The organism is Methylosinus sp. R-45379, from assembly GCF_001644125.1.
Lineage (GTDB): Bacteria > Pseudomonadota > Alphaproteobacteria > Rhizobiales > Beijerinckiaceae > Methylosinus.
The window spans coordinates 1-10619 of sequence record NZ_LUUM01000300.1 but is presented as its reverse complement, the minus strand read 5'-3'; the positions used below and the strand labels follow the sequence as shown (position 1 = coordinate 10619).

At 64.8% G+C, this 10619-nt stretch carries 12 protein-coding genes; 4 read left to right on the top strand and 8 right to left on the bottom strand.

Annotated features, from left to right (window positions below; genetic code table 11):
- Nucleotides 1–46: 46 nt before the first annotated feature.
- From A1351_RS21720 to cckA, 6 genes are all read right to left on the bottom strand, one after another.
- Complete coding sequence (locus A1351_RS21720; protein ID WP_024880008.1) at nt 47–499, bottom strand: peptidylprolyl isomerase; 453 nt, start codon at nt 497–499, stop codon at nt 47–49.
- Nucleotides 500–581: 82 nt separating this feature from the next.
- A complete protein-coding gene (locus A1351_RS21715; protein WP_024880009.1) occupies nt 582–1136 on the bottom strand; it encodes a peptidylprolyl isomerase in 555 nt (184 codons plus the stop codon).
- 26 nt (nt 1137–1162) lie between these two features.
- On the bottom strand, nt 1163–1663 hold the full coding sequence (coaD, locus tag A1351_RS21710; protein ID WP_024880010.1) for a pantetheine-phosphate adenylyltransferase: 501 nt from the start codon (nt 1661–1663) through the stop codon (nt 1163–1165).
- Nucleotides 1664–1726: 63 nt separating this feature from the next.
- Nucleotides 1727–2017 carry a HigA family addiction module antitoxin gene (locus tag A1351_RS21705; protein WP_024880011.1) on the bottom strand — a complete coding sequence of 97 codons (291 nt, stop codon included), beginning with the start codon at nt 2015–2017 and terminating at the stop codon, nt 1727–1729.
- A 12-nt stretch (nt 2018–2029) separates the two neighbouring features.
- Nucleotides 2030–2308: a type II toxin-antitoxin system RelE/ParE family toxin gene (locus A1351_RS21700; RefSeq protein WP_024880012.1), complete on the bottom strand. Its 279-nt coding sequence runs from the start codon at nt 2306–2308 to the stop codon at nt 2030–2032.
- Nucleotides 2309–2351: 43 nt separating this feature from the next.
- Nucleotides 2352–4862 (bottom strand): cell cycle histidine kinase CckA, encoded by a 2511-nt coding sequence (gene cckA / locus A1351_RS21695; protein WP_024880013.1) that lies wholly within the window; start codon nt 4860–4862, stop codon nt 2352–2354.
- A 285-nt stretch (nt 4863–5147) separates the two neighbouring features.
- Between cckA and A1351_RS26060 the strand changes: the two genes are divergently transcribed.
- Nucleotides 5148–6047 (top strand): flagellar biosynthetic protein FliO, encoded by a 900-nt coding sequence (locus A1351_RS26060; protein ID WP_064033897.1) that lies wholly within the window; start codon nt 5148–5150, stop codon nt 6045–6047.
- A gap of 74 nt (nt 6048–6121) precedes the next feature.
- Here A1351_RS26060 and dksA read toward each other — a convergent pair whose 3' ends face one another.
- On the bottom strand, nt 6122–6538 hold the full coding sequence (dksA, locus tag A1351_RS21685) for an RNA polymerase-binding protein DksA (protein WP_024880015.1): 417 nt from the start codon (nt 6536–6538) through the stop codon (nt 6122–6124).
- A gap of 80 nt (nt 6539–6618) precedes the next feature.
- On the bottom strand, nt 6619–7839 hold the full coding sequence (locus A1351_RS21680; RefSeq protein WP_064033896.1) for an NADP-dependent isocitrate dehydrogenase: 1221 nt from the start codon (nt 7837–7839) through the stop codon (nt 6619–6621).
- Nucleotides 7840–8085: 246 nt separating this feature from the next.
- On the opposite strand from A1351_RS21680, the gene A1351_RS21675 reads away from it, so the two are divergent.
- The 3 genes from A1351_RS21675 to A1351_RS21665 all read left to right on the top strand — a co-directional run.
- Nucleotides 8086–8331 (top strand): type II toxin-antitoxin system ParD family antitoxin, encoded by a 246-nt coding sequence (locus tag A1351_RS21675; RefSeq protein ID WP_064033895.1) that lies wholly within the window; start codon nt 8086–8088, stop codon nt 8329–8331.
- A gap of 36 nt (nt 8332–8367) precedes the next feature.
- Nucleotides 8368–9195 (top strand): RNA methyltransferase, encoded by an 828-nt coding sequence (locus A1351_RS21670; protein ID WP_024880018.1) that lies wholly within the window; start codon nt 8368–8370, stop codon nt 9193–9195.
- A 71-nt stretch (nt 9196–9266) separates the two neighbouring features.
- On the top strand, nt 9267–10619 hold a 1353-nt coding region (locus tag A1351_RS21665), incomplete at its 3' end, for a PHP domain-containing protein (RefSeq protein ID WP_157096437.1).

Below are 10619 nucleotides of genomic sequence, written 5' to 3'. Positions count from 1 at the left end.
CCGCGAGCGGGAGAAGGGAGCGCGAACTTTCATTGGCGGCGGAAAATCAGACCAGCGAGGCCTTGACGATCCTGTCCGGGTCCTTCACCGGCTCGCCGCGCTTGATCTTGTCGACATTCTCCATGCCGGAGATCACCTGGCCCCACACCGTATATTTCTTGTCGAGGAAGCGGGCGTCGTCGAAGCAGATGAAGAATTGCGAATTGGCGGAGTCGGGGTTTTGCGCGCGCGCCATGGAGCAGGTGCCGCGCACATGCGGCTCGGCGTTGAACTCCTGTTTCAAATCCGGATATTTCGAGCCGCCGGCGCCGGTGCCGTGCGGACAGCCGGTCTGCGCCATGAATCCGTCGATGACGCGATGGAACACGATTCCATCGTAGAAGCCTTCGGAGACGAGCTTCTTGATATGCGCCACATGATTGGGCGCGAGATCGGGGCGCAGCTTGATCAAAACGTCGCCCTGCGTCGTCTCGAGCTTCAGATTTTCGGCTTCGGACATGTCCACTCCTGTCGGTTTTACATTTCGCCCGGCGAAGCAATCCGAGGGCCGCGGCGCTCGGATCGCAGCGCGAAAGACGCGATCAGCTATTGTCGCCGGCGAGGCGCAGCTTGATGATCTTGTCGGGGCTCGACACTTTTCCATTGTCGGCCTTGTCGCCCTTCTTGATCTTGTCGACGACATCCATGCCGGAGACGACCTCGCCGATCACCGTATATTGCTCTTCGAGATAGCGCGCCGGCGCGAGGCAGATGAAGAATTGCGAATTGGCCGAGTCCGGGCTCTGGCTGCGCGCCATGCCCAGAGTGCCGCGCACGAATTTCTCCTTGGAGAATTCGGCCGGAATATTCGGCAGGTCGGATTTGCCCATGCCCGTGCCGGTCGGATCGCCGGTCTGCGCCATGAAGCCGTCGATGACGCGGTGGAACACGATTCCATCGTAGAAATGGCGCTTGGCCAATGTCTCGATCTGCGCCGCATGCTTGGGCGCGATATCGGCGCGCAGCTTGATGACGATGCGGCCGTCCTTGGTGTCGAGGTAGAGCGTATGGGGCGGAGCGTCCTCCGCGCTGGCCGGGCCGGTAAGCGCGGCGGCGGCGAGAGCGGCGAGCGTGAAGCTGCGGCGATCGATAGGCAATCGAGCCTCCCTTTGCGTTGTTTTTGTCAGCGTCCGGAGAGCGCGCGGCGCAGAACTTCGGCCGCCTCTGGCGGAACGAAGGCCGAGACATCGCCTCCGAGCGAGGCGATCTGCCGCACGAGCGTCGCGGTGATGTGCCGGACCGCCGGAGACGAAGGGTGAAAAATGGTTCTGATCTCCGGCGCCATGGCGAGATTCATCCCCGCCATCTGCATTTCATAGTCGAAATCGGAGCCGTCGCGCAATCCGCGCAGGATCAGCCCGGCGCCATGGTCGCGCGCCGCCTCCACCGCGAGGCCGGCGAAGGAGACCACCTCGAAGCGACAGGAAGCGGCCTCCGCAAGCCCGGCGCAGACCGTCTCGATGAGCACGACGCGCTGCGCGAGCGGGACCAGAGGCGTCTTGCCCGGATGCGCGCCTATGGCGATGACGAGGCGGTCGCAGAGGCTCGCCCCGGCCCGGATCACGTCCAAATGGCCGAGGGTCAGCGGGTCGAAGGAACCAGTGTAGAGCGCCGTGCGGGTCATAACGCGGATATAGGCGATTTCCCGCCTTTCGTCATGGCATGAGAGATGAGCGACCGTCTATTTTCACGCGGATTTAGGGACGAGCCGTTCGACCTTGATCGACCCTGCTCTGGCGCGCACCAGCGAGAGGTCATGGTTCGCCTGCAGACGAAGCCAAGCATCAGCCGTGCTCCCGAGCGCCGCCTCCAGACGGAACGCCATCTCGGGCGTTATCGCCGATCGCCCAGCTATGATGTTATGCAGCTGTTGCCGGGTGACGCCGAGAGCTTTTGCCGCCTCGCTCACAGAAACGCCCATTTCCTCGATGCTGTCTCCGATGGTCTGCCCCGGATGAGGAGGGTTTTTCATCGCCATGATCAGCCTCGCTCAGTGATAGTCGATGAGGTCGACATCTGAGACCTCTCCCTTTTCCAAACGAAAAACGATCCGCCAATTCGCGCGAACCGTGATCGACCAGAAGCCACGCAGCTCACCTTTGAGCGCATGCAGCCGAAAAGTCGCCAATTCCAGGTCCGCCGGAGTTTCGGCAATGTCCAGCAGAGCGAGGATCTGCTTGATCTTGCGGACTTGGTCGGCGCTGACGCCCTTTGGATCATCCTGCTCGAACAGCCGCTTCAAACCCTTGTGCCGAAAGCTCGCGATCACTGATCCTGCCGCTACTGTAAAACATCGATTGACATTTGTCAGCTCACCCCAGGCTCGCCTTCACCGTCTCGATCAGCTGCTTCAGGCTGAAGGGCTTGGGCAAAAAGCCGAAATCCCCCTCTGGCAGATTCTTGGCGAAAGCCTCCTCGGCATAGCCCGAGACGAACACCACCTTCGCCGTCACGCCGCGCTTGCGCAATTCGGCGAACATGGCCGGCCCATCCATCTCCGGCATCACCACATCGGAAACGATGAGGTCGATGCGCTGGCCCTCGCGCTCCACCACTTCCAGCGCCTCGAGGCCGGAGGCGGCCTCCATCACATTATAGCCGCGCGAGCCCAGCGCCCGCGCCGCGAAGGCGCGAACGGCGTCCTCATCCTCCACCAGCAGGATCGTCCCCTGCCCCGTGTAATCGGTGGCGGGCTTGGCGGCCTCGGGCTTGGCGGCGATCTCGCCGACCTCGGGCACATGGCGCGGCAGGAAGATGCGGAACACGGTTCCGCGCCCGAGCTCGCTCGCCGGAAAGACGAATCCGCCCGACTGCTTGACGATGCCGAACACCATGGAGAGGCCGAGGCCCGTGCCTTTGCCGACCTCTTTTGTGGTGAAGAAGGGCTCGAAAATCTTGGCCATCACATCCGGCGCTATGCCCGCGCCATTGTCCTCGACCTCGATCAGCACATATTCGGCCGGCGTGAGCGAGGCCTCGCCGAAGGCGGCGCATTCGCCCGCGGCGATATTGCGCGTGCGCAGCTGGATGCGTCCGCCCGATTCCGGCATGGCGTCACGGGCGTTCACCACCAGATTGATGACGACCTGCTCGAATTGATTGATGTCGGCCTTCACGAACCACAAATCGCGGCCGTGCTTGAGATCGACCTCGACCTTTTCGCCGACGAGACGGCGCAGCAGCATTTGCAGCTCCGTCAGCACGTCGCCGAGCTGCAGCACTTGCGGGCGAAGAGTCTGCCGGCGCGAGAAGGCGAGCAGCTGGCGCGTGAGGCCGGCGGCGCGATTGGCCGTCTGCTTGATCTGGATAATGTCCTGGAAGGACGGATCGGTCGGCCGGTGATTGGCGAGCAGCAGGTCGGAATAGCCGATGATGGCGGTGAGCATATTGTTGAAATCATGCGCCACGCCCCCGGCGAGCTGGCCGACCGCCTGCATCTTCTGCGATTGGGCGAAGCCCTCCTGCAGCTTGCGATGCTCGGTGGTGTCGAGCGCGTAAATGGTCGCGCCCTTCTTGCCGGCGTCCTCCGAGGGGGCGACGAAGAAACGCGCCGAGCGCGTCGGCAGTCCGTCCTCCTCCTGCAGCGTGGCGTCGATGGGCGGCACGTCGCCGCGATTGTCCAGAGCCGCGGCAATGGCGTCCTTCAGCGCGACGCGGTCGCGCTCGACGACGCTGGCCAGCACGGGCCAGGCGGCGGCGCCCTTCAGCGCTTGCGGCAGCAGCTTGGCGAAGGCGGCGTTGGAGCGCGTGACCTTGCCGTCCGGATCGACGGCGGCGATCGCCATGGGCGTCGAATTGAAGAAGCGTGCGAAACGCACCTCGGCGGCGCGCAAATCCTCCTCCGGCTCCTCGCCGGCGGTGCGGTTGAGCACCAAGGTCCGCGAGGCGCCCGGCGCGCCGTCCTGGCCGAAGGCGACGCGATGCAGCAGCCGCACCGGCAGCGAGCGGCCGTTGCGGCGCTTCAGATCGAGGTCGATCTGCGCGGTGCGGACCTCGCCCGAGCCGCCGGTGATGGCGGTCAGCAGAGTCGAGCCATTATTGGCGACGATATCGGCGAGCGAGACCCCGCCCGAGCCGACCTGCGTGAGGTCATAGCCGAGCCAGCCCGCCAGCGTCTTGTTCATATAGGAGATGGCCCCGTCCGGGCCGGCCGAGAAAAAGCCCGCCGGCGCATGGTCGAGGAAGTCGATCGCGTGCTGAAGCTCCTGGAAGACATTCTCCTGGCGCTGGCGATCGGCGGTGGCGTCGACGACTGTCCACAGATTCGTGTGGCGCGCGCCATCGCGCTCGAGAGGGCGCACGCGAATGCGATACCAGCCGACCTCGGCGTCGCCGGTGAGCGGCGGAACGAGGCGCACATCCTCGACATGGGCGCGCTTGGCGCGGGCCGCCTGGGCCAGTCGATAGATCGCCTCCGACACTTCCGCCGGCCCCGAGAACAGACGTTCGACCGTCAGCAGCCCGGCCGGATCGCGCGAGCCGCAGAGCTCGAGATAGGCGTCATTGGCGTAGACGATCTGCGTGTCGCCCTCGGTGACGAGCAGCCCCTCGGAGAAGGAATCGGCGATCTGGCGGGCGATGTCGAGCCGCGCGGAACGGCCCGGAAAGCGCAAAAATCCAACAGCATAGGCGAAGGCGCAGAACACGCCGGCGACAGCGAGCAGCGCCAGCAGGCCGACGGCGAATTTGGGCGCGACCGGCGCCGGCAGCAGCGAGGCCACGACGATCGAGCCCACCAGGACGATGGCGAGCGCGAGGACCAGGCCGACATTGCCGGGGCGTTCGGTGCGGTCATAGGCGGGCGGCGCCGTCCTGTCGGTCACGGGAATCGTCTCATGAATCGTTTCATGGGCCGCCTCATTGGCCGTATCTCGGGCCGTCTCTCGCCGTCGGATGGGCTCCTGCGCCCACAAACGCTGCGGCGCAGGCAGAATCAGGCGGAACAATGGCCCCGGCCGGGGCGCATGGCAATGTCCTTGCGCATTTTCCGCAAGCGCGAATCACGAAGAATGCACTATTAACCATTGCTTAACCTTTGAGGCGCGCTTGCGTCCAACGCTGATAGACTGCATTCTCGCGCCGCGTCACGACGAAAGAAAAATCGATTCATGCCGTCCAGCATCACACAGTCGCAGCTCCTGCCGATACTCGCCGCAATTGTCGCGTTCCTGTTCGCGGCGCTGCTGCTCGTCTATATCTACCGGCTCTTGTTCGGACGACGCATCAAGGCTCCGGGGCCGCGCAACCGGCCGCGCCGGCTCGATATCGTCGATACTTTCGATGTCGATGGCGATCGGCAGCTGGTCATCGTGCGCCGGGACAATGTCGAGCATCTTCTACTCATCGGCGGACCGAATGATCTGCTGGTCGAGGCGTCGATCAGCCGCGTCGAGATCCGCGAGCAGCGTCCGCGCGAGAAGGAGGCGCCCTCCGCCGGCCCCGGCTGGCCGCTCGGCCCTTCCGCCGCGCCTCAGGCGCCGGCTCCCGCCCCTGCGCCGGCCCCGTCTTTTCCGCCAACGCTCGGCCCGGCCTCTTCGCCCGTGGAGAGCGAGGCTCCCAAGCCGCCGGTCGAGCCTGCGCCGCCTCCGTCGGCCGGTCTCGCGCCGCTGCCGCCGGATCTGTTCGGCCCTCCGCCTTCCAAGCCCGTTCCGCCGCCTGCGCCCGAGGCGCCTGCCCGCGCCGGAACGCCGCGCTTCACGCCGCAGCGGCCGCCCTTCACCCCGACGCCGCGCCCGCCGCGGCCCGCGCCGCCGCCTTTCCTGTCGCGCGCCGCCAAGCCGCCCGTCCCGCCGCCGGCCGCCGAGGTCCCCCCTCCGCCGCCGCCCGCTCCCGAGGAGCCGCCGCATCTGCCCACTCCTGAGCCGCCGCCGGAGCCCGTGGCTGTCGAACCGCCCCCGCCGCCTGCGCCGGAGGAGCCCGCGCCGCCGCCCGCCGAGCCTGTCGATCCGCTCGACTCGCTGGAGGCCGAAATGGCCCGCTTGCTGGGCCGGCCGGAATCCAAGCCCTGAAAATAAAACAGCGCCCGCGGATGTTTTCCGCGGGCGCTGTTTTGTTTCAAATCCAGAAGAAGCAGAAAGCGCTTTCAGTCGTCCCGATAGACGCGCTCGCGGCGCTCGTGCCGCTCCTGCGCCTCGATCGACAGGGTGGCGATCGGCCGTGCATCCAGCCGCTTCAAGGAAATGGGCTCGCCCGTCTCCTCGCAATAGCCATAGGTGCCGTCCTCGAGCCGCGCCAGAGCGGCGTCGATCTTGGAGATCAGCTTCCTCTGCCGGTCACGCGCGCGAAGCTCGATCGCACGATCGGTCTCCGACGAAGCGCGATCCGCGAGGTCCGGATGGTTTTCGTTCTCGCTCTGCAGAGTGGCGAGCGTGTCGCGGCTCTCCTGCAGGATCTCGTCTTTCCACGCGAGCAGCTTGCGCCGAAAATACTCGCGCTGCCGGTCATTCATAAAATCTTCTTGCTCGGACGGTCTGTAGCTCGCGTCTAGATCCACCGCCATGGCCGCGAATCCTCCCTAAGCCTGAACGCGGCGTCTATATAGCCGCGCCGCTCGGGTAGCACAATCACTTCGTCCGCGTCTCATTTGCCTGCCTGAAGCGCGGCTGCGAGGTTGGAATCGATCTTGTCCAGGAAGCCGGTGGTCGACAGCCATTTCTGATTATGGCCGACGAGCAGCGCCAGATCCTTGGTCATGAAGCCCTGCTCCACCGTGGAGACGCAGACCTGCTCCAACGTCAGAGCGAAGCGCGCCAGTGCCTCATTGCCGTCGAGCTTGGCGCGATGCGCGAGCGCGCGCGTCCAGGCGAAGATGGAGGCGATGGAATTGGTCGAGGTCGCATGGCCCTTCTGATGCTCGCGATAATGGCGCGTCACCGTGCCATGCGCAGCCTCCGCCTCGACGGTCTTGCCGTCCGGCGTCATCAGCACGCTGGTCATCAGGCCGAGCGAGCCGAAGCCCTGCGCCACCGTGTCGGACTGCACGTCGCCATCGTAATTCTTGCAGGCCCACACATAGCCGCCGGACCATTTGAGCGCCGAGGCGACCATATCGTCGATCAGCCGATGCTCATAGGTGAGCCCATTGGCCTGGAATTGCGTCTTGAACTCGGCGTCGAACACTTCCTGGAACAGATCCTTGAAGCGCCCGTCATAGGCTTTCAAAATCGTGTTCTTGGTCGAGAGGTAGAGCGGGAATTTGCGGTTCAGCGCGTAATTCATCGAGGCGCGGGCGAACTCGCGGATCGACTCATCGAGATTGTACATCGCCATTGCGACGCCGGCGCCGGGGAAGCGGAACACTTCCTTCTCGATCACCGTCCCATCGTCGCCTTCGAATTTCATCGTGAGCCGGCCCTTGCCGGGCGTGCGGAAATCGACGGCGCGATATTGATCGCCGAAGGCGTGGCGGCCGATGACGATCGGCTGCGTCCAGCCGGGCACGAGGCGCGGAACATTCTTGGCGATGATCGGCTCGCGGAAAATGACGCCGCCCAGAATATTGCGGATCGTGCCATTGGGCGACTTCCACATTTCCTTCAGGCCGAATTCCTGCACGCGGGCTTCGTCCGGCGTGATGGTGGCGCATTTGACGCCGACGCCGTGAGTCTTGATCGCCTCGGCGGCGTCGATCGTCACCTGATCGTTGGTGGCGTCGCGGTTCTGAATGGAGAGATCGTAATAGAGCAGCTCGAGATCGAGATAGGGATGGATGAGCTTGTCCTTGATATAGGCCCAGATGATCCGGGTCATCTCGTCGCCGTCGAGCTCGACGACCGGATTCTCGACCTTGATCTTGCTCATGAAATGCCTCTCCCCGCGTGAGCCGCCGGCCTTATAGCGCGCGTAACGCGCGAGGCAAAGCAGGCGCCATGGGCAAATCTGCGAGGCGAAGCGGTTTGCGCGTCTCGTGACGGCGATTTTGATCGACTACTGCCGAATGTTCAGGCGCCGACGCCTACGGCGCGCTCGGCCGAGAGAAAATTCGACCGACGCCAGAAATAGCACGTTATGCGCATAATGTGTTATCCTCCGCCGAGGAGGCGCGCCATGAACGTATCCGTCGGCAAGCATTGGGAAGAGTTCATCGATTCCCTGGTCAAGCAGGGCCGCTACGCCTCGGCGACCGAGGTGATGCGCGAAGGCTTGCGCCTCGTGGAGGAGCGCGAGGCGAAGCTGAAGGCGCTGCGCGAGACGATTGAGGCGTCGCTCGCCGAAGGGGGCGAGCACAGCGACGAAGAGGTGGCCGCTCATCTCGACAGGAGAGCCGCGGAACTGAAAGCGAGAGGATATTGATTTGCGCCGTAATGGGCGAGACCGAGCATTGATCCCGTGACCGGCGCTGGAACCGACCACACCAAGCCAAAGCTCGAAGGCGGGCCGACCATTGTGCTCGTGCGGCCGCAGCTCGCGGTCAATATTGGCATGTGCGCGCGCGCCATGGCCAATTTCGGGCTCTCCGATCTGCGGCTCGTCGCGCCGCGCGAGGGCTGGCCGACGCGCGATCCCGTGTATCGCGAGGCCTCCTACGCGGCCGCCGCCGGCGCCGCGCATCTGCTCGATTCGGCCAAGCTCTACGAGAGCGTGCGCGAGGCGATCGCCGATCTTTCCTTCGTCTATGCGGCGACGGCGCGCGGGCGGGGACAGGTGAAGCCCGTGGTGACGCCCGCGACCGCAATGTCCTCTACAGTCGTGCGCATCAAAGCCGGCGAGCGTCATGGCGTGATGTTCGGGCCGGAGCGCACGGGGCTCGACAATGACGACGTCGCGCTCGCCGATTCGATTCTGACCTTTCCGGTCAATCCCGCCTATGCCTCGCTCAATCTGGCGCAGGCGGTGCTGCTCACCGGCTATGAATGGTTCCGCTACGCCCATGGCGAGACGCTGCCCTTCGACGTCACCGAGCGCTCGCCGCCCGCCACCCGCGAGATGACGCTGGCCTTCTTCGACTATTTGGAGAAGCATCTCGACGAGCGGCAATTCTTCCGTCCCGAGACGAAGAAGCCGGTGATGTCGCGCAATCTGCGCAATATGTTTCACCGCATGAACATGACCGAGCAGGATGTGCGCACGCTGTGGGGCGTGGTGGTGCGGCTTGTGGAAGGCCCGCGGCGCGAGCCGAAGAAGGCGAGGCGACGCAAGTCCGAGGAGCAGAGCTGAACCAGCGCCGCTCCTTCTCCCGCCCTGCGGGAGAAGGAGCGGCGCACACTGGTTGCTGATATGATCCCCATATGTCCCGCTTCGCCGAGCTCGCGACTGCGACCAATTTTTCCTTCCTGCGCGGCGCCTCGCATCCCGAGGAGATGGTCGCGCAGGCGATGGCGCTCGGCCATATCGGCATAGGCGTCGCCGATCGCAATTCGCTCGCCGGCGTCGTGCGCGCTCATTCCTATCTGCGCGAACATGCGGCCGAAGCGCCCGGCTTTCGTCTCGCCATTGGCGCGCGCCTCGTCTTTGCCGACGAGACTCCGGATGTTCTCTGCTATCCGAAGGACCGCGCCGCCTATGGCCGTCTCTGCCGGCTGCTGACGCGCGGCAATATGCGCGCGCAGAAGGGCGAGTGCCGCCTTTTCCTCGACGATCTCCTGGAATTCGCCGAAGGCCAGCAGCTCATCGCGATGGAGGGCGCGGCGCTTCCCCCCGCCCTGCTCGCGGCCGCATGCGGCCGACTGTGGCTCGCGGCGACCACGCTCTATGGCGTCGATATGCGCGCCGCCCTCGCCCGCCGCATCGCGCTCTCACGCGAGACCGGCCTGCCGCTCATCGCAGTGAACGAGCCGAACATGCATGTTCCCGAGCGACGCCCGCTCGCTGACGTTCTCGCCTGCGTGCGCGAGAAGACGACGCTCGATAATGCCGGCTATCTGCTCTCCGCCAACGCCGAGCGCTCACTAAAGAGCGGCGCAGAAATGGCGCGGCTCTTCGTGCAGGCGCCGCAGGCGGTGGAGGAGACCGCGCGCTTTCTGGAAGGTCTTTCCTTCCGTCTCGACGCGCTCGCGCATAATTATCCGAGCGAATTGCGCGAAGGTTTCGCCAGCGAGCAGGAGGCGCTCGAATATTACGCGCGCGAAGGCGCGAGGATGCGCTATCCGAACGGCGTTCCCGATAAGGTCGAGGCGCTGCTGCGCCATGAGCTGAAGCTGATCGCCGAGCTCGGCTACGCCGCCTATTTTCTCACAGTCCACGACATTGTGCGTTTCGCGCGCGCAAAGGAGATTCTCGCGCAGGGGCGCGGCTCGGCCGCCAATTCCGTGATCTGCTTCTGCCTCGGCGTCACCGAGGTCGATCCGACCAAGCATGATCTCCTCTTCGAGCGCTTCGTCTCCGCCGCGCGCAACGAGCCGCCCGACATAGACGTCGATTTCGAGCATGAGCGGCGCGAAGAGGTCATGCAATATATCTACGCGCGCTATGGCCGCGAGCGCGCCGGCCTCACGGCGACGGTGGTCTCCTATCGCTCGCGCTCGGCCATTCGCGAGGTCGGCAAGGCTTTCGGTCTTTCCGCCGATGTCGTCTCGCGGCTCTCGAACAATGTGTGGGGAGGAATGGCGCAAGGAGAGGCGTCCCCACCTCCCCCTCGAGGG

Coding starts and splice junctions, on each gene's coding strand:
- A1351_RS21680 (WP_064033896.1), bottom strand. CDS start 7,839: ATGAGCAAGATCAAGGTCGAGAATCCGGTCGTCGAGCTCGACGGCGAC.
- dksA (WP_024880015.1), bottom strand. CDS start 6,538: ATGGCGGTGGATCTAGACGCGAGCTACAGACCGTCCGAGCAAGAAGAT.
- A1351_RS26060 (WP_064033897.1), top strand. CDS start 5,148: ATGCCGTCCAGCATCACACAGTCGCAGCTCCTGCCGATACTCGCCGCA.
- A1351_RS21675 (WP_064033895.1), top strand. CDS start 8,086: ATGAACGTATCCGTCGGCAAGCATTGGGAAGAGTTCATCGATTCCCTG.
- A1351_RS21720 (WP_024880008.1), bottom strand. CDS start 499: ATGTCCGAAGCCGAAAATCTGAAGCTCGAGACGACGCAGGGCGACGTT.
- A1351_RS21705 (WP_024880011.1), bottom strand. CDS start 2,017: ATGGCGATGAAAAACCCTCCTCATCCGGGGCAGACCATCGGAGACAGC.
- coaD (WP_024880010.1), bottom strand. CDS start 1,663: ATGACCCGCACGGCGCTCTACACTGGTTCCTTCGACCCGCTGACCCTC.